The organism is Paenibacillus sp. FSL R7-0026, assembly GCF_038004485.1.
Taxonomy (GTDB): Bacteria; Bacillota; Bacilli; order Paenibacillales; family Paenibacillaceae; genus Paenibacillus; species Paenibacillus xylanexedens_A.
The window spans coordinates 4,264,300-4,281,634 of sequence record NZ_JBBORG010000001.1; the positions used below are offsets into that span (position 1 = coordinate 4,264,300).

17 protein-coding genes are annotated in these 17,335 nt (G+C 45.8%); 4 read left to right on the forward strand and 13 right to left on the reverse strand.

Going from position 1 to position 17,335, the window contains the following annotated elements; all coding sequences use genetic code 11:
- Positions 1-47: 47 nt before the first annotated feature.
- From MKY44_RS18810 to MKY44_RS18840, 7 genes are all read right to left on the reverse strand, one after another.
- A complete protein-coding gene (locus MKY44_RS18810; RefSeq protein WP_076211396.1) occupies positions 48-971 on the reverse strand; it encodes a selenium metabolism-associated LysR family transcriptional regulator in 924 nt (307 codons plus the stop codon).
- Positions 972-1,103: 132 nt separating this feature from the next.
- Positions 1,104-1,541 carry a hypothetical protein gene (locus tag MKY44_RS18815; RefSeq protein ID WP_017687436.1) on the reverse strand — a complete coding sequence of 146 codons (438 nt, stop codon included), beginning with the start codon at positions 1,539-1,541 and terminating at the stop codon, positions 1,104-1,106.
- Between the two features lie 165 nt (positions 1,542-1,706).
- Positions 1,707-1,970: a YlbG family protein gene (locus tag MKY44_RS18820; protein WP_026080981.1), complete on the reverse strand. Its 264-nt coding sequence runs from the start codon at positions 1,968-1,970 to the stop codon at positions 1,707-1,709.
- A 30-nt stretch (positions 1,971-2,000) separates the two neighbouring features.
- Complete coding sequence (locus MKY44_RS18825) at positions 2,001-2,438, reverse strand: YlbF family regulator (RefSeq protein ID WP_036614642.1); 438 nt, start codon at positions 2,436-2,438, stop codon at positions 2,001-2,003.
- 152 nt (positions 2,439-2,590) lie between these two features.
- Positions 2,591-4,309, reverse strand: a complete 1,719-nt coding sequence (locus tag MKY44_RS18830) for a helicase-associated domain-containing protein (protein ID WP_341008143.1) — start codon at positions 4,307-4,309, stop codon at positions 2,591-2,593.
- Between the two features lie 36 nt (positions 4,310-4,345).
- Positions 4,346-6,040: a DNA repair helicase XPB gene (locus tag MKY44_RS18835; protein ID WP_340386826.1), complete on the reverse strand. Its 1,695-nt coding sequence runs from the start codon at positions 6,038-6,040 to the stop codon at positions 4,346-4,348.
- A 190-nt stretch (positions 6,041-6,230) separates the two neighbouring features.
- Positions 6,231-7,400, reverse strand: a complete 1,170-nt coding sequence (locus tag MKY44_RS18840; RefSeq protein ID WP_341008144.1) for a M20 family metallopeptidase — start codon at positions 7,398-7,400, stop codon at positions 6,231-6,233.
- Between the two features lie 210 nt (positions 7,401-7,610).
- On the opposite strand from MKY44_RS18840, the gene MKY44_RS18845 reads away from it, so the two are divergent.
- Together MKY44_RS18845 and ftsW are read left to right on the forward strand one after the other, a co-directional pair.
- Positions 7,611-7,958 carry a YugN family protein gene (locus MKY44_RS18845; RefSeq protein WP_017687430.1) on the forward strand — a complete coding sequence of 116 codons (348 nt, stop codon included), beginning with the start codon at positions 7,611-7,613 and terminating at the stop codon, positions 7,956-7,958.
- A gap of 13 nt (positions 7,959-7,971) precedes the next feature.
- On the forward strand, positions 7,972-9,261 hold the full coding sequence (gene ftsW, locus MKY44_RS18850; protein ID WP_100527108.1) for a putative lipid II flippase FtsW: 1,290 nt from the start codon (positions 7,972-7,974) through the stop codon (positions 9,259-9,261).
- A 128-nt stretch (positions 9,262-9,389) separates the two neighbouring features.
- Here ftsW and MKY44_RS18855 read toward each other — a convergent pair whose 3' ends face one another.
- Positions 9,390-9,752 (reverse strand): Asp23/Gls24 family envelope stress response protein, encoded by a 363-nt coding sequence (locus tag MKY44_RS18855; protein ID WP_341008145.1) that lies wholly within the window; start codon positions 9,750-9,752, stop codon positions 9,390-9,392.
- Between the two features lie 183 nt (positions 9,753-9,935).
- Here MKY44_RS18855 and cax point away from each other — a divergent pair, with 183 nt between their 5' ends.
- On the forward strand, positions 9,936-11,006 hold the full coding sequence (cax, locus tag MKY44_RS18860; protein WP_074095776.1) for a calcium/proton exchanger: 1,071 nt from the start codon (positions 9,936-9,938) through the stop codon (positions 11,004-11,006).
- A 182-nt stretch (positions 11,007-11,188) separates the two neighbouring features.
- On the opposite strand, the gene MKY44_RS18865 is transcribed toward cax, so the two are convergent.
- The 5 genes from MKY44_RS18865 to MKY44_RS18885 all read right to left on the reverse strand — a co-directional run bounded on the left by MKY44_RS18865 (position 11,189) and on the right by MKY44_RS18885 (position 16,261).
- Complete coding sequence (locus tag MKY44_RS18865; RefSeq protein WP_017687426.1) at positions 11,189-11,482, reverse strand: YlaN family protein; 294 nt, start codon at positions 11,480-11,482, stop codon at positions 11,189-11,191.
- A 225-nt stretch (positions 11,483-11,707) separates the two neighbouring features.
- The gene (locus MKY44_RS18870) at positions 11,708-11,953 is read right to left on the reverse strand and encodes an HPr family phosphocarrier protein (protein ID WP_036614658.1); all 246 of its coding nucleotides are present in this window, start codon (positions 11,951-11,953) and stop codon (positions 11,708-11,710) included.
- 96 nt (positions 11,954-12,049) lie between these two features.
- On the reverse strand, positions 12,050-13,165 hold the full coding sequence (locus MKY44_RS18875; protein ID WP_341008146.1) for an aminopeptidase: 1,116 nt from the start codon (positions 13,163-13,165) through the stop codon (positions 12,050-12,052).
- Between the two features lie 111 nt (positions 13,166-13,276).
- The gene (locus tag MKY44_RS18880) at positions 13,277-14,134 is read right to left on the reverse strand and encodes a hypothetical protein (RefSeq protein ID WP_341008147.1); all 858 of its coding nucleotides are present in this window, start codon (positions 14,132-14,134) and stop codon (positions 13,277-13,279) included.
- 135 nt (positions 14,135-14,269) lie between these two features.
- The gene (locus MKY44_RS18885) at positions 14,270-16,261 is read right to left on the reverse strand and encodes a sensor domain-containing diguanylate cyclase (protein WP_341008148.1); all 1,992 of its coding nucleotides are present in this window, start codon (positions 16,259-16,261) and stop codon (positions 14,270-14,272) included.
- Positions 16,262-16,726: 465 nt separating this feature from the next.
- Here MKY44_RS18885 and rpsD point away from each other — a divergent pair, with 465 nt between their 5' ends.
- On the forward strand, positions 16,727-17,326 hold the full coding sequence (rpsD, locus tag MKY44_RS18890; RefSeq protein WP_076211410.1) for a 30S ribosomal protein S4: 600 nt from the start codon (positions 16,727-16,729) through the stop codon (positions 17,324-17,326).
- The last annotated feature ends 9 nt before the right edge of the window (positions 17,327-17,335 follow it).

Consider the following 17,335-nt stretch of genomic DNA (forward strand, 5'->3'; position numbering starts at 1 on the left):
AAAATTGATTATGATTCAATCTTATCTATCATTGATGTTGCCAACTATTATGCCTTCCCCGTCTTATGTACCGACTCAGGCTGCTCCTGCTGACGCAGATAATTCAGGAAAGCGACTGCTGACAGGGGCAACAAGGACGATTTTAGATGGATGGCATAGAACTGCCTTTTGAATTCGAGTCCGCGGATATCCACAATATGAACGAGTCCCAGAGCCAGTTCATGCTGCACCGAAGAAGGAGATAACATCGTAATGCCTACCCCTGCCTCTACGGCCGATTTTACCGCTCCTGTACTGCCAAGTTCCATCACAACATTCATATCCTGTGGATCAATCTTTTTCTTTTGCAATTGGTCTTCCATCACCTGACGAGTACCCGAGCCCTTCTCACGCAGCACAAAAGGATAATTCATTACATCCTCAATATTCACTTTGCTACGCTTAGCCAAATCATGCCCGGCAGGTACAATCAGTTTCAGTTCGTCCTGCATGACAGGCTCCACAATCATGTCCGGGTGGTGCACTGGCGCTTCAATCAGACCAAAATTAAGCTGGTGCTTCAATATATCATCCATAATTTGCGTTGTATTCATCACTTTCATGACGATGGAAATATCCGGATATTGTAGTGCAAATGGTCCGAGCATGCGTGGCAGCACATATTCCCCGATCGTTAAACTGGCTCCCAGCTGGAGTCTGCCCTGTAACATCTGGGTAAACGCCGACATCGCTTCGTCCGTCTGTCTGACCAACTCTACACTCCGTTTCGCATGAGGTAATAAAGTCCGGCCAGCCTCGGATAATTCTATTTTTTTGGTGGAACGATGCAGTAACTTGGTGCCAAAATAGTCCTCCAATGATTGAATCTGCATCGTTACTGCCGGTTGAGTCATATGTAATGCTTGTGCCGCAGCCGAGAAACTCCCCTTCTCTGCTACCGTATAAAAAATATGCAATTGGTGAAAATTCATATCTTCGCCCCTCTTCGATTACACTCTCTACATTGTAGCCGATTTCCCGCTTGGCAACAAAAAAAGCATGCAGCTTGTCTGCATGCGATAATCCTTGAATCTATGATTTCAACATATTGAATCTACTCAGGCTTACTTATGCTTGCGGCTATTTTTGACCAGCGTCATTCTTCTTGAATGTCTTAACCATGAATAATATGACTTCAGGTCCCTCAACTCAATGGTCTCCGACATACGTCCCAGAAACGTAACTACAATCATTTTGTGCAGCGGGTTGCCCGCAATATCATATTCTCCTTCGAGTTCGGAAAATTCGGCGACCACCACCAGATCCTCATCAATCAGGTAGACGTCCTGTTCATTACGGTAGTATGGTGTTATACGGTCCTGCTTCAGACACTCCCATAACCACGCCGCAATATGGTCATCATCACTACGTGCAGGCTCAATACGGTCTGCATACCGCATCTTGGCATGATGGGTAATGACGATGTCGGCCACTTTCTTGTCTCCAAGAGCCACGAAAAACGGCTCGTAGGTGCTCCAACGTTGCATCACCTTATCACGCATGGGAATCACTCTCCACCAGATAGGACTTTCTATCTATTTATTACCAAATATATTACAACATTAGTCCCGCAACCTCAAGGCGTAAGTTTAACTTTTTTTCACAATAGCCAATTTGTGTATAATTCAAGAAAAGAGCGACCCCAAAGGGTCCCTCCAGTTTCTCGTCTATATTCCGTAAAAGCTCGTTTTGTCCATCGTTTTGCTGGCATACTCGGTTTTGATCTCATTACGATACGAGCGTTCGATCTTGCGCACATAGGAAAGTCGCTTCACATTTTTCATCGTATCATCTGCCCGTTCTGCATTAACATACATGACTACATAATGCATACGGCGGGAGATATAATGCACGGTGCCATATTTTTCGAGATTACGGGCAGCCTTCAAATCACTGACCCAAATAATGAATCCTGTCCTTTCCGCAAACATCATCGTTCCCCGCCCTTCTATAATGATTACTTAACTGCAACCACACTTGCCGCCACTACCGCAGCCGCCCTTGGGATTCGGGTCATTGCTCGGTACTTTAATGGTCGTTGACACTGCAAATGCAATGGTCTCTGACATCTGGAATAACATATCATCCAGGGACTTCTCTGCCTGTTTGAAGCGGATTACCGCCTCGAAATTTTCCAACTCCTGTTCCAGAGCCTTCACCTGGTCTTTTGCTGCATGATAATCCGGGTGAAAATGACCGAAACGCTGTGTTTCTTCAAACAATTCCTTCTTGGCATTCAGCTTCCGAATCCCCATCTGAATCTCAGGGGTAGTCTCGACTTGCTGCTTCCAATATAAATAATCCGATACTTCGGCAGATTGGTTAATCATGTCGCCCAGTTCATATGCGCCCGTTAACACTTGGGCCATATCGACCGTGTTCATTTCCGCTACGCTCATGAAATATTCATCCTATCTATATATAAAGTTCTACTTAACGTAGACTACCTCATCATAGCATATCCATGAATAGTTAAGAAGAGTTTTTCCTGCAATTAGAAATAGGGGGAACTCGAAAATTCGCCTTTCAACCTGATATTCACATGAAATAGTCAGGTTATGACATCATCTGGCAGGATAAGACGCATTGTATCCCACTCTGACGGGGAGAATGTACGCCATTCCGTCTCTGATGTATTTTCACTTGAATCCAACATGCACCAACCGCTTAAAGTCCATTGTTCATGACCCTCTACCTGATGTGGAATGAGGTATCGCGTACGATTTTCCTGTTGTATCCCCAGCTTTGTCTGCCACTCAATGGCTTTGGCAGCAATCTGTCGTGCGGTTGAACTATGATATCGACGCCACTCCTTGTACCAGGTCTCCGGTATCTCCTCAAATCCCAACAGAGAGAACTTCTTCTCAATGACAGAATGATCATGCTCCAACCCATGCAGAGAAGCAGGGACATCAACCAGACCTTGATTATCGGGAGTGTAGAAAGAAGAATATACACCGCTAAACATATCTTTTTCTAATAACTTCGGGTCATCTGCGGAGCCTGTACTTTCCTCCATTACCTCCATACTTCTATCTACAGTCAATGGTGCAGCATCCGTCTCCTTGCCCCAATCTGCTAACGCAATCCGTACATTCTCCGGTATGCCTGTCAGCGCATATTGATCCAGAAACTCTATCACTGCAGGTAATCCATACCCGCTGGCTATGGCCGAAATGAATCGTTCTCTTGTCATACGGTAGATGGACATTCGATCACGCGTCACCCGTTCTGCGCATTGCTCCAGCATCCAGATCACATCAGGCCCTGCGTCCGGTGGCACCAACATTTCAAAATCAGGCTGGATGTAAAATCCACACGGCTCCGCCTCACTTACCATCTCTTGTTCTCGATATAACAGGCTCTGTGGTTCGATCAGCCAGCGGAATACCAGCTCTCCCGACTGATCTTCTCCTACTTCACCATAACCCCAGCCAGCCAGTGCGCAGAGCCAGCCCCTGACCCGTGGTTTCAACTCCGAATTCTCTATATGGCACCATATATTTTTTTCTGGAGCAAACACTGCCAATTGATAACGGAAATGCTGCAACGTAGGTTCAGCTTCTCCGTATCTTTCCATACACGCTTGATATATTTCCCGATGCATCTGTCTCCACGATAGCTTCAACCATTTTTGTAATCGATGTTCTACAATCTGAATTTGGCCATCTGACTTCTGAACGAGATTCAGACTGAGCAGTAGATCGAGAAGGATTGCTACGTGGGTCGGATACAAATCCGAATGTTCATATCTGATACCCAGACTTTCAAAGTCTGTCGAAGATAATACCGTGATCACACTTAATTTTTGAACACTTTTCTTATGTATGGTGCCCTTCCCTGTCAAAGGAAGTCCTTCTCTTTCAATCCACGCGATCAGATGAAGAAGTTCCGCAGCAGTATCCGGCTTTCCTTCCTGTAATACATGAGCATGCCGTGCCATCTGTTTAACGGTTATACCCACTCTTTGTGCGTAAGCAATCGTCAATGTCTCCATCAGCGAAGCAGGAATATAGAATAATCGCTCTCCCCAACTCTTATATACAGATTCAATCAATCTTTGCTGCCTAAGGCTGGCGAATGAAGAATTGGCTTCTGCGACACTGAGTCCTTCGATGGCCCACTGTTCTCGTGGCAGGAGGGAGGAAAAAGGCTGACCGGCATGTTTGTGAAAAATTGCACCAAGCACTTTTTGTTCCACCAAAGCAAGCTTTGACCATGAATCAAGGTTCAGTACCACAGGCTCATCTATCGCTTCAAATGAAGACATATCCCAATCCCTCCTCTTTTCGCGAGTATAAATGGACTATTCGTTCTCATGAACGATGGCATATTCATATCCCTGCTCGACCAAGAACATCTGACGGTTTAATGCAAACTCCTGTTCCTTACTATCCTCTGATACCAACGCATAGAAATATGCTTTGTTTTCTCCAGCTTTTGGTCTCAGAATTCTTCCCAAACGCTGTGCCTCTTCCTGCCTTGACCCGAAACTTCCGGATATCTCAAGCGCAACAGCAGCATCAGGCAAATCCACAGCAAAATTGGCAACCTTGGATACCACAATTGTTTTAATCTCTCCACGTCGAAAAGCGGCAAACCACTTGATTCGCTCTTGCTGTGACATGGTTCCCGAGATCAAAGGTGCTTCAATTTCCCGGGCAATCAACTCAAGTTGATCCAGATATTGTCCAATCACTAGCGCAGGCATATCCCGATGACGTTCCAGCAAACGCTTAACTACATGTACCTTCGCCGGATTCTCGGCAGCCAATCGAAATTGATGTTTAACCTCGGCTTGCAGATAATTTGATCTTAGTTCCGGGGAAAACGGAATACGTATCTCTTGACATTGTACATCAGCAATCCACCCTTGCTGCTCCAGTTGTTTCCACGGCATATCATAGAGCTTCGGACCAATCAACGAAAACACATCCTGTTCACAGCCATCCTCTCGAACCAAGGTGGCCGTCAATCCCAGCCTTCGCGTAGCTTGAATATCCGCAGTTGCACGAAACACTGGTGCTGGCAGCAAATGTACTTCATCATATATGATCAGCCCCCATTGCCGCTCACTGAGCAGTTTGATGTGGGTAAAATCAGCATCCTTTGATTTCCGGTGTGTAAGAATCTGATATGTAGCTACAGTCACAGGTTTCACCTGTTTTTTCTGACCGGAATACTCACCGATCTGTTCGCTGGTAATCGTGGTTTTGTCTTGAATTTCCTGAATCCACTGTCGCACAGACGTTGTATTGGACGTCAAAATAAGGCATTCACATTGAAGCCGCTCCAGCACGGCCATGCCAATGACCGTTTTTCCTGCCCCGCAAGGAAGTACGAGTAAACCGCTTCCTCCCATGCCCTCACTGCCTTCGAATGCATCCACAGCCTCTCTCTGGTAAGAACGCAACGCAAACCGCTCAGAGTGGTCCCCCGGATCATTAGACCGCCAATCAAATGAAAGCTTGGTTCCCTCCCGATATCCTACGTAATCAAGTACGGGGTAACCCAATCGTGTTAATTCCCTTTTTAATAACCCTCGCTGTTCTCCTGGGAGCAGAAGTTCATGAGCGTCCTTACGTTCCATGCGAAAGGCAGCTATCGATTTCAATCCACTTAATTCATCCAGCAACCGCTCATCCTCACTGTAAAGACGCATTCTAGTGTGATCTGCTTCGGAATGCAGTTTTAATTTGCCATACTGATCCATGATTCTCCGAACATCCTGTATAAGTGCAGCAGGCACGTTCCAGCGGGATACCAGCTCCAAACTTGCGATGACCTGATCTGCATTCCATCCCAGCGCAGCCGCATTCCAGAGCGATAACGGAGTGATTCGGTAAGTATGGAACGCTGCCGGTGTCTTAACTAGTTCTGAATACATCCCAAGCTGCTCTCTTGCTCTTTCGAATCCGGGGTGGCCAACTTCCAGCAAAACTGTAAAATCTCGCTGAACGATACAAGCATCTGTGCTTACCATATGTTCTGTTCCTTCCATTTGGAGCCTTCCTCCTATCACAAAAAAGTCCAGTTCCGGCAGCTTCCGAAAATGAACCACTTTAAGTGCACGTTCAAAAAGTCTAGTTTTCAGTACCGAAAAGTGGACTTTTGGACAACATCTATAAAATCCACAAAAAAACATCCTGCCCATACCTCGGTATGAACAGGATGCCCAACTGCATCTAAAGTCATTCGGCTGTGTAACCCTTAGCCATAGCTATGAACAATCTAACGGCCGTCTGCATTGCGTCTTCATCAAAATCAAACATCGGATGATGATGCGGATAGATCGCATTTTTATCCGGGTTGCCTGCTCCAACAAACATGAAGCACCCTGGAATCTTCTGCAGATAATAGGCAAAATCTTCCGCTGGCATCAGCATCGGGGAAGCTTGCACTCGTTCTGCCCCAAATAATTCTGTAGCTTCTCTGAAGAAACGCGCTGTCTCCTGTTCATCGTTCACCACAGGCGGATATCCCATAATATATTTCACTTGCGTCTCTGCCCCATACGCTGCCCCTGTCTGGGCTACCATGGTAAGCACGCGCTCTTTCATCCCGTTTCGGGTCTCTTCATCAAACGTTCTTACCGTACCGCTCATTTTGCATTGCTCTGCAATTACATTCTGAGCCGATCCTGCCTGCATTGTACCAATGGTCAGCACCGCGGGTTGCAATGGATCAACCGAACGACTGACAACGGTCTGAAGCTGCATCACAAGCGCAGAACCCGCGATAAGACTATCTATCGTGGATTGTGGCATCCCGCCATGTCCACCTTTGCCTTTGATCTCAATGTAAAAATCGTCCGCCGCCGCCATCATCGGTCCTGCTTTACTGGCAACAACACCTACAGGCAGCGGGGTCCACAGATGAATGCCATATATGACATCCACGCCTTCAAGCGCACCATCCGCAATGACCTGAACTGCACCACCCGGAAGCAGTTCTTCTGCTGGCTGGAACAAAAAGCGAATCTCTCCTTGGATCTCCTGCTTGTGACGACTGAAATACAATGCCGTACCGAGCAAGATGGAGATATGACCATCGTGGCCGCATGCATGCATCGCTCCTGCTTGTTGTGATGCATACTCGATATTCTTTTCATCCTGAATTGGAAGTGCGTCCATATCAGCTCGCAGCATGACGACAGGACCCGGCTTGTCCCCACGAATGGTACCGATGACCCCGTGACCACCAACATGACGCCTCACTTCAACGCCAAAGCTCTCCAACATATCCGCTACAAAAGAGGATGTCTTCTCCTCATGAAAGGAAACCTCGGGATTGCGATGAAGATGACGCCGCCATTCCACCATGTGGATCTGCAGATCTTCCCACCATATATTATTAGTCATGTCTCTCCACCCTTTCAATCTTGAACGGGACTTGGATCAAGCCCGAACCTTCCTCTTCAAACCTATTGCTGTATATTGTAGCAGAATTGGAAGAAAACCGATACGAAACGCCTTCGGAAAGCTTGCACGGGAAGGGGAAACATACTATCATGAACTAGAGAAATACTCGAGAAATTATACTCGGAAGCTTATGAGGAGGATCAAACGCTTATGATTTTTGAGAATACAGGCTTGGATGGCTTGAAGAGCGACTTGGCATACCTGGATGAGAGCGCCGAGAAAGTCGGATTTGTCCGGTGGCAATGGGAATATTACCGTGCTACATATGACTACAAAATTGAAGATGAACAAACCAACTCAGAATACTTTGTACGCATTAATACCCGCGCTGTGGAAGGCAAATTGGAAAAACCGGATACCGTTCTTGCTGTGGAAGCAGTATACCTCGGCAAAGCCACTTTCCCTCACGGCCTGGATTATGACTCTTCCGTTCCGCAACCAGTCGTGAAGCTGGCAGCCCAAAAATTACAGCAGCTTAAAGAACTGCTGGAAGCATAGGCTGGGCCAAACGATGAAACAACAAACGGCCCAAACGAAAACGAAGAGAGGCACGCCGGATTTTCAACTGCTAATCCTCACTTTATTGTTGGTGGGCTTTGGACTGGTGATGGTATTCAGCTCCAGTTCCAGCATTGCAATCGCAAGCGATAAATTTAACAATGATGCCCTTTACTTCACGAAAAAACAACTTATGTGGGCGATTATCGGTCTATTTGGCATGTTTTTTGCCATGAATATCCGCTTCAACAAGTACAAAAAGCTCTATGCACCCTTTTTCCTGCTCACTACGGTCATGCTGGTGATTGTTTTGATCTCAGGTGCAGTATTGAACGGTGCACGAAGCTGGATTCACATTTTTGGTTTCAGTCTTCAGCCTGCAGAGTTCGCGAAAATTGCTATCATTCTCTATCTCTCTGCTCTTATTACCAAAAAAGGTGAGAAATTCAGGGTTTTCAAGACAGGGTACGTTCCCGTCTTGTTCATCGTTGGATTCATCGCAGGGCTGATTATGCTGCAACCAGACTTCGGTACCACCTTCATTCTGGTGTCCACCTGTGGTCTCTTGATCTATGCCGGTGGAGCCAGTATGAAACATATCCTGGGTTCGATTCTCTTGGTTGTACTCGGTGGGGCACTGGCGTTTGGAGCGAATTCCTTGTTTTCTTCCATGTCTCCTTCCGACACAACGACTGCTACAACAGCAGTCACTGCGGAGCAGAACTACAAGATCGGACGTATTCAAGCTTTCTTGAATCCATTATCCGATATTAATGGGGGAAGTCTTAACCTCTACCGTTCCCTTGTTGCCATTGGTGATGGCGGCATGACAGGTTCGGGAATTGGACAAGGTACGATGAAGCTGCACTATTTGCCAAATGCGTATAATGACTTTATTTTCTCCGTAATTGGGGAAGAACTCGGATTCATTGGAAGTGCATTATTCCTGCTTGTTTACCTGTACTTCATCTGGCGCGGAATTATTGTCTCTCTCCGCTGTCCCGATCCATTCGGAACATTGGTCGGTATAGGTATCATGGGACTAATCGCGATTCAGGCATTTATCAACATCGGTGGTGTAACTCAGACCATTCCGGTGACGGGGGTTACGCTTCCGTTTATCAGTTATGGGGGTACCTCACTCTTTGTAATGATGGTTGCCATGGGCATTCTACTCAGTATCTCACGTACTAACAATCTGGACGTGATCAAGGAAGAGAAAACGAAGTCCGTGACTGTACAGACACAGACTCGTACCTCTCCTGCTCTTCGTTCACGGGAGTCCATCCGTCGGATTCGATAAAAAAGCAACACAAAAAAGGCTGTGCACCCAATGGATGCGCAGCCTTTTTCTGTGTACTGAATAAACTCTGTCTATCAAGATGAAGAACAGGTCAATATCGCTCTGTTCTCCATTGCGGATTGCGATTTCTACAGATCGTCGCCTTTGAAAGAAACGCCTTCTACCTTTACATTGACTTCAACCACGCGTAATCCGGTCATGGTCTCTACCGCTTCTCTTACATTCTGCTGAAGCATACGGGAAACTTCATGAATCGGGGTTTCGTACAGGACGATGATGCGCAGGTCAATGGCTGCTTCCAGCTGGCCGACCTCAACGTTCACGCCTTTCTGTACGTTTTTACCGCTGAGTCGCTTCGCCCAGCCCTCTGACAATCCTCCAGACATTGCGGCAATTCCGGGTGTTTCCATTGCAGCCATTCCGGCAATTTTTGCAACCACGTCATCGGCAATCCGGATGTTTCCGCTCTCCAGTTGAAGTTGTTCTGCCATGCCACATCCTCCTTCACTTCGTTACTCGTATTTTAAATCCTTTCCACCCCAAAAAGCAAATTAAACTCAAAAAGATGCGTTTACAACCTACCACCATTTGGTTATATTGAAATATGAAAATAATCTCATAAGCGATTTACAGTGTAATTCAAAACAAAATAATTTATAACCGAGGTGTTTGTTGTGAGAAACCGGATTTCATCCATTTTGCTGATTGCGTTCTTTGCACTCAGTGCCATCGCCCACTACATGAAATGGGATTCGATTCTACAGTTCGTGATATCAGCCATTTCGGTTATTTTTGTGGCCGGTTTTTTAGGCAAAGCCACCGAAAATGTTGCCCACTACGCCGGACAGCGGCTGGGTGGATTCTTGAATGCCACCTTCGGCAATGCCGCCGAATTGATCATCGCCATTTTCCTCGTGAAAGAGGGACTGTTCGACATGGTCAAAGCAAGTCTGACAGGCTCCATCATCGGAAATCTGCTGTTAGTGCTCGGGTTAAGTATTTTTGCCGGAGGACTCAAGTTCAAAATTCAGAATTATAATGTCTCACTTGCAGGTCTGAATGGTTCCCTGATGATTGTTGCCATCATTGCCCTGTTTATTCCGGCAGTCTTTCTCAATACACATTCCATTACACAGAAAGACACCAATACACTTAGTCTCATTGTGGCCGGGTTGCTCATTCTCGCGTATATTGCCTGGTTGCTATTCTCCATGGTGACACATAAGAACTACCTTGCAGACGTCACTGAGGATCGCGATGAAGAGCTACCTCATGAGCATGCTCCGGCGTGGTCCAAGAAAAAATCCATTCTCTACCTGGTGCTCGCAACAGTCATGGTTGCCTTCGTTAGTGAATGGCTGGTCGGGACGCTCGAAGTATTCACTTCAGAATTTGGACTTAGTGAACTGTTTGTCGGTGCATTCCTTGTGGCCATCATCGGTAATGCGGCCGAACACAGTGCAGCCATCATGCTTGCCATGAAAAATAAAATTGGAGCCGCCGTTGAAATTGCGGTTGGCAGCAGCTTGCAGATCGCACTCTTCGTAGCTCCTGTACTGATTTTTGTCAGCTACTTCACAGGCAGAACCATGGATATCGTATTTACAACGATTGAGTTGGTCGCCATCGGCGTATCCGTATTTATTGCAAAGTCCATTACCCAAGATGGTTCAACGAATTGGTACGAAGGTTTACTCCTGCTCGTGGTATATATCATACTCGGTGTATCCTTCTTCCTTGTGTAACCAGGCCCTCACATAGCGATTAAAATAAATAAGCCACAGAGGCAGCCCGAATTTACCTTCGGTGCTGTCTCTTTGCTTGTATACGCCTTCCGGCTGGCTTGTATCCCCATCCCGTTCAGACGCACAAAAAAAGCATGCATAAACGCCTGCATGCCTTCTATTCTGACCCGCGCATTTGCAGGCTATTGCTCATTCTTTTTGTTCAAGGCTTCATATAAAATTGCCAAATTCCGCTCAAGCGCGCTAACCAGCTGCTTACCTGCACCTTCTGGAAGGAGCCCTGCACGAACAGCAAAATCAACTTCTTTGGAGAACCCATACATCTGTGTATCCAATACTTCCTCATAGAGAGGGCAGTAGCGGGTAGCCAGATTCTCCATCTGTACTTCAATAAGCTTCTGTATTTTATCTGCATCTTCTTGAAGAAGACTGATCGCTTTCAAATTCAGCTGGTCCTGCAGATCAGATGAAGTCATGCATTTTTCCCCCCTATGTCCCAAAAATCGCGTAAAGACGTTCTACCTCTAATATTAGACGAAATGAAGAGCTAATACAAGAACCTCACCAAAATAAGCCCGCAAAGTTAAGCCTTTTGTTGAAGCTTAATCCACCTGTTCCAGCCACGTCCAGACGAGGATTCAGATCATTCCATGCCAAAAAACACCCCTGCCATAAAAGGCAAAGGTGCTTCTTGAGAGCTATTACTCAGATGCGATGCTTACATTCAGTCCATGCTTGGCAAATACTTCTGACATGGCTGCTTTTGCTTCAACTGCATCTGGACCATGAACATGCAGTTCATAGCTGTGCGTGCTGATCAGCGTTGTAAACAATCCGAGAATACTTTTCACATCGATATACTTGTTCTCCGAATGAAGCACGATTGAAGAAGTAAACTTGCCTGCTGTTTGAGCAATTTCTACTACAGCCGCGTTATTACTCGACATAGGAATCCCTCCGTCTTTTTACTATTGGTATCATCTATTAATTACCACTACATGATACCGTGAATCCGCTTTCCTAGCAACAGCAAAATCCTGTTCCTACTTCAAACGGTCCGGATTCAGGCATTCCAGCTCAGGAATGACAAAGATACCGTCTTTACGAATCAGCACATCGTCAAAATAAATCTCCCCGCCGCCATAATCTGAACGCTGGATCAATACGAGATCCCAGTGGATGGACGAGCGGTTGCCATTGTCAGTTTCTTCATACGCCTGACCTGGCGTAAAGTGCAAGCTGCCTGCGATTTTTTCATCGAACAGGATATCTTTCATCGGATGAAGAATATGCGGGTTAAAGCCAATCGCGAATTCACCAATATGACGAGCACCCTCATCCGAATTCAGGATTTCATTCAAACGCTCTGTATCGTTACTTGTCGCTTCGACGATTTTGCCATCCTTGAACGTGAACTTGATATTTTCAAAAGTCACTCCATTGTACAGGGTTGGTGAGTTATAACTAATCGTTCCGTTCACGGAATTACGCACAGGGGCACTGTACACTTCTCCATCCGGGATATTTTTTTGGCCAGAACATTTCTCTGCACCGATATCTTTAATGGAGAAGCTCAGCTCTGTTCCTGGTCCGGTGATACGAACTTTGTCCGTCCGCTTCATCAGGTTAGCGAGCGAGTCCTGCGCCTTGTCCATTTTGGCGTAATCCAGGTTACATACGTCGAAGTAGAAATCTTCAAACGCTTCTGTACTTGTATTGGCAAGTTGCGCCATACTTGCGTTAGGGTAACGAAGTACAACCCATTTCGTATGTTTGACACGTTGTTCACTATGTACCGGGTGGGAGTACAATGAATTGTACATTTTCATTTTTTCTTCCGGCACATCGGACAGATCATTCACATTTTCTCCCGCACGAATACCGATATAACAATCCATCTGTTTCATACGGTTCAGATCAATCTCTGCCCATGTTTTCATCATTTCTTCTGTGGCATTTTTCAGCATCGCACGCTGTACGGTTTTATCAGTCAACTGTACAAAGACGTTACCACCTTTTTTTCCTACCTCTTCAATAATGGCGTTAATCAGATCACGTTCCGATCCAATCATTTCAACCAATACATTTTCACCAGGCTGTACATCTACTGAATAGCCCACTAGGTTTGCTGCAAGCTTTTGAATTCTTGGGTCTTTCATCTTGGTAAAATCCTCCTGTCATCTGCCATACTTGAATTGAACAACGGTAAATTACGATACTATTGTAGCACGCGAACAGTCATCCCGTCAGCAGGCAGTCCTTCACTTCGTTTATTGATATGACTTGAAGTTAACATCGGTGACAAGGGCTTCTTTGTTACTTTTACGGTTGTTGTCTGTATAACTCATCTGACTTTCAGAGGATAAGCGAAGAGGCAGACTGCTCTTCCGATCTACCGTGAGATGATATACCGTCTGCACGCTCGCTTGTTTCATCATCTGTTGCATCGTTGTTTCGCCCTGTTTCCAAACTTTCTCCAGATCCTTCTCAAGCTTCTCCTTACGCGCCCCTTTCACCGTAGCTGCCTTATGCATATATTCTGCCCGAATGGCGTTCATCTCGTCGTTTAGCTGGGTTACAGCCCATGATTTGGCGTCTTCCGGTGCAAGTTCAATCCGTAATGTTCTGGTTCGACGACCAGCGCCATACTCCGATTGAATGGTTTTGTGCATCCCATCGATCTTCTCCAATTGGGCAATTGGGTTAAAACGAGAAAGAGACCCACGCAGCGGCTCATGCTGCGCTGACAATGCCATCCATTGCCCTTGTTTTCGCTCGAAAGAGGCGCTAAACCCACTGGGCTGTCCATTATTTTTTACGGCAGTTGTTTGAATGCCTGTCCCCACAGCAGTTACTTCTCCAGGTAATCGGGTCTGAAGGGTCAGACGATCATGATTCTCCAGCTTGCCTTCGAATTTGAACTGATTCTCGAACAGCCCACTGTTCTCCCGTCGAAGTCCTGCCTCTCCTTCAAAACTCAACGTTTCTTTTCCCGCTATCCCGGATAAAGCCAAGGAAAAAACCTCCTCAGGCGTTTGATCTCGCTGGATTAATCCACAACCCGGAACACCAATAATCACGATGCTCACAAATAACCATAATGTACGTACCGAATGGCGGTTAAACATGTCTATCTTCACCCTTCCGTGAACTTTCTCCATAGATTGCCCTGCCCGTATACGCTTATACTTCCTGCTATACACAACTTGATCTCCGATGCACAAAAAAAAAGAGAACGACTCCGCAATTGGAATTGTTCTCTCTTAACGTGTTACATCCTGTTCCTCTACAACGATTCTGTTCCGGCCACCATTCTTGGCGCTGTACAAAGCCATATCAGCCCGATAAAACAAGGACTCTACACTGACCTTTTCATCCATCCAATTCCACTCTGCGATGCCACTGGATACCGTAACGGGTGGTCTGGTCTCTTCTGCGACTCTCTTTCGAATCACTTCCGCATAATCTAACGCCTGCCTTACACTCACCTGTGGCATATAGATCGCCAGTTCTTCTCCACCCCATCTGGCGCAGACATCCTCCGAGCGAACAGAGCTGGTGACGATCTCACTCACTTGCTTCAATACTTGATCCCCCGTCTGGTGTCCGAAGGTATCATTCACCTGTTTGAACTGATCAATATCCACCACAATGAGGGATCCACAGAATTCATGAGCCTGTCGCTCGTGAATCACACTGTCCAGATAATGCCTCACGTACAGACCTGTCAACATATCCAGATTAGCCAAGCGCCGAACCTCGGCATGCAGCGTGGCATTTGACAGGGCAAGCCCGATATGAATGGATAACATCTGCAAGAGCCGATAGTTATCATATGAAAAGTAGTGCTCTCTACTATGTCCCAGCAAAATGGCACCCTTCACTTCACCATTGACTCGGATCGGTGATGCAATCAGTGACATGGATCCCGTATCTTCCATGAAAAAGGAGGACACTTTATCAAATTGCGCATAATTGGCTATAATAAGTGGTTCCTCTGTTCGATACACCAAACCTGCGATACCATAGTCTACAGAAAAGGATTGGTGAAAAACATCTTTCACGTTAGATGACATGACTTCGAAGTCATTGGTACTGTCATTGAGTTGAAGAATGCAACACGTTTCAGCCTGGAATATTTCCTTTAACTCTTGCTCGGATAGTTGATAAATCTCCGAAAGATGCAGACTCTTGTTCAACCGCTGTGTAAGATCATTAATTAAACGAAGTTCCTGAATTAACATATTGGATTGTTCATGCAACTTGGCGTTCTCAAAGGCCGTCCCTGCAGTGTCTACCATCATCGTAATCAATTGCAAGTCCGATTCTTCCATAATCTCTTCATTCATTTCGATATGGAACACACCGTATATGCCTTGTTTGCCTTTCAGCGGAATCCCTACATCTACAATGCGGTTCTCTGCATCATGTGAGCGAGCTACGATCAGCTTACCTTCCATAAATGAACGCACACAAATATCTTCTCCTCGCTCGTGGACAAGCAACGGTTTAATCCGTGGATCAGAGTTGCTCTGATCCTGAGACATATACAATTTGATATAAGTGGCCGGGTACAAGTAATCCATACTGTCAAATACCTCATCCAATATGGCCTCGACATCCATTTTGTCATGCATCCGCTGAACAATCTGAAAGAGGATGGACCTCCGGTGTTCCTCACGGGCTGTTTGTTCATGAGCATGTAACAGGTCCGTCATAAATATGTATTCGAATCTTCGGTAAAAGCAGGTGTGATAATGCAATGCCTCAGATTGAACCACAGCTTCAGACGTTTCATATCCATTGGATTCATAGACCACAGCAGTGAATACGGCAAACATATCCTTGTTAGTTCTGGAGAATAAGGGATGTGTTATTATAAGATATTCTCCGTGTTCGCTTGTCCCTTTAAGGGACAGGACCTGTCTCTTATCCAAACATTCCAATACCAGCCTGCGTGCATTTACGCCCGAATCAGCTTCATGATCGCTATCGTATCCTATGCAATCACCTTCCGTGTTCCACACGCTGTAAAAGGTTGATGTTCTGGCCAGCCTTGAACCCACTTTGGAGTTCCAGTCACTGTATGCCTGCTCTAGCAAGCTACCTAAATATGAAAAATCAAAAGGTGTGATATCCATTTTTTGCATCCACAACACATGCTCTTCATGAGAATGAGGAGCGGCAAAAGATGCGGAATCGCCCGAACTTCGTGAATTCAAGCTGGCAGGTAAACTTCTTAGATGTTCTAACATGTCAGGCGCTCCTTTGCACCGTTTTTGCATCCACCAGGATGCATTAATCTGCAGACGTTATCGCAAACCTGCAAATCCGTAGCGATAACCTTGTTACATAAAGATGATTTAAAGTTAAGATACAATCTATTTTACTCTGTTTAAAGCTTTTTTGCATCCATATTTCAGAAAATTGTCCCATTATTTTAGGCCCAATGACCTATCGACAAATTTAGACGTTTTTTTGCTTTTATTCTACGCTTGACTTTGTTTCTCTTAAACTGTAATATAAATTGTTGATGAAGACTACTAATGGGTCTTTAAATTTGGGCATTACCGGTTGTGTCACCCTCATTCTTTTTGTTGCTTTCAGGACAGCGGCTGAACTTTCCTGATCGTTCTATGCGAGGCCAAGCCCGCATCAACAAATTGGAGCGCAAACAGAGCCCTAATATGAACTTTAACTAAAAAGGAGCTACTTTAAACATGGCACGTTACACTGGTCCTAAATTTAAATTGAGCCGTCGCCTCGGCATTTCCCTTAGCGGAACAGGCAAAGAATTGAAACGCCCTTTCCCTCCAGGTCAGCACGGAGCTAACCAACGCAGAAAAATGAGCAACTACGGTATGCAATTGCAAGAAAAACAAAAATTGCGCCACATGTACGGTTTGGGCGAGAAGCAATTCCGCACACTGTTCTCTAAAGCTCAAAAAATGCAAGGTATTGCCGGTGAGAACTTCATGTTCTTGCTTGAGTGCCGCCTTGACAACCTCGTTTACCGCCTTGGGTTTGCTAACTCCCGCGCTGGAGCGCGTCAGTTGGTAGCACACGGTCACGTAACTGTAAACGGCAAAAAAGTCGATATCGCTTCTTACCAAGTAAGCACTGGCGATGTAATCGGCTTGCGTGAGAAGAGCCGCGCTCTTTCTTCCATTAAAGAAGCTTTGGAAGGCCGTTCGCATCTTCCAGCATACGTTGAATACAACGAAGCAGCTGTAGAAGGTAAATTCATCCGCTTGCCTGAGCGTGCTGAATTGTCCCAAGACATCGATGAAAAACAAATCGTCGAGTTCTACAACCGTTAATCGTTGCAA

Excerpts from the sequence above, each read along its gene's own strand:
- MKY44_RS18810 (WP_076211396.1), bottom strand. The coding sequence starts at position 971 with ATGAATTTTCACCAATTGCATATTTTTTATACGGTAGCAGAGAAGGGG.
- MKY44_RS18815 (WP_017687436.1), bottom strand. The coding sequence starts at position 1,541 with ATGCGTGATAAGGTGATGCAACGTTGGAGCACCTACGAGCCGTTTTTC.
- MKY44_RS18820 (WP_026080981.1), bottom strand. The coding sequence starts at position 1,970 with ATGTTTGCGGAAAGGACAGGATTCATTATTTGGGTCAGTGATTTGAAG.
- MKY44_RS18825 (WP_036614642.1), bottom strand. The coding sequence starts at position 2,438 with ATGAGCGTAGCGGAAATGAACACGGTCGATATGGCCCAAGTGTTAACG.
- MKY44_RS18830 (WP_341008143.1), bottom strand. The coding sequence starts at position 4,309 with ATGTCTTCATTTGAAGCGATAGATGAGCCTGTGGTACTGAACCTTGAT.
- MKY44_RS18835 (WP_340386826.1), bottom strand. The coding sequence starts at position 6,040 with ATGGAAGGAACAGAACATATGGTAAGCACAGATGCTTGTATCGTTCAG.
- MKY44_RS18840 (WP_341008144.1), bottom strand. The coding sequence starts at position 7,400 with ATGACTAATAATATATGGTGGGAAGATCTGCAGATCCACATGGTGGAA.
- MKY44_RS18845 (WP_017687430.1), top strand. The coding sequence starts at position 7,611 with ATGATTTTTGAGAATACAGGCTTGGATGGCTTGAAGAGCGACTTGGCA.
- ftsW (WP_100527108.1), top strand. The coding sequence starts at position 7,972 with ATGAAACAACAAACGGCCCAAACGAAAACGAAGAGAGGCACGCCGGAT.
- MKY44_RS18855 (WP_341008145.1), bottom strand. The coding sequence starts at position 9,752 with ATGGCAGAACAACTTCAACTGGAGAGCGGAAACATCCGGATTGCCGAT.
- MKY44_RS18865 (WP_017687426.1), bottom strand. The coding sequence starts at position 11,482 with ATGACTTCATCTGATCTGCAGGACCAGCTGAATTTGAAAGCGATCAGT.
- MKY44_RS18870 (WP_036614658.1), bottom strand. The coding sequence starts at position 11,953 with ATGTCGAGTAATAACGCGGCTGTAGTAGAAATTGCTCAAACAGCAGGC.
- MKY44_RS18875 (WP_341008146.1), bottom strand. The coding sequence starts at position 13,165 with ATGAAAGACCCAAGAATTCAAAAGCTTGCAGCAAACCTAGTGGGCTAT.
- MKY44_RS18880 (WP_341008147.1), bottom strand. The coding sequence starts at position 14,134 with ATGTTTAACCGCCATTCGGTACGTACATTATGGTTATTTGTGAGCATC.
- MKY44_RS18885 (WP_341008148.1), bottom strand. The coding sequence starts at position 16,261 with ATGTTAGAACATCTAAGAAGTTTACCTGCCAGCTTGAATTCACGAAGT.
- rpsD (WP_076211410.1), top strand. The coding sequence starts at position 16,727 with ATGGCACGTTACACTGGTCCTAAATTTAAATTGAGCCGTCGCCTCGGC.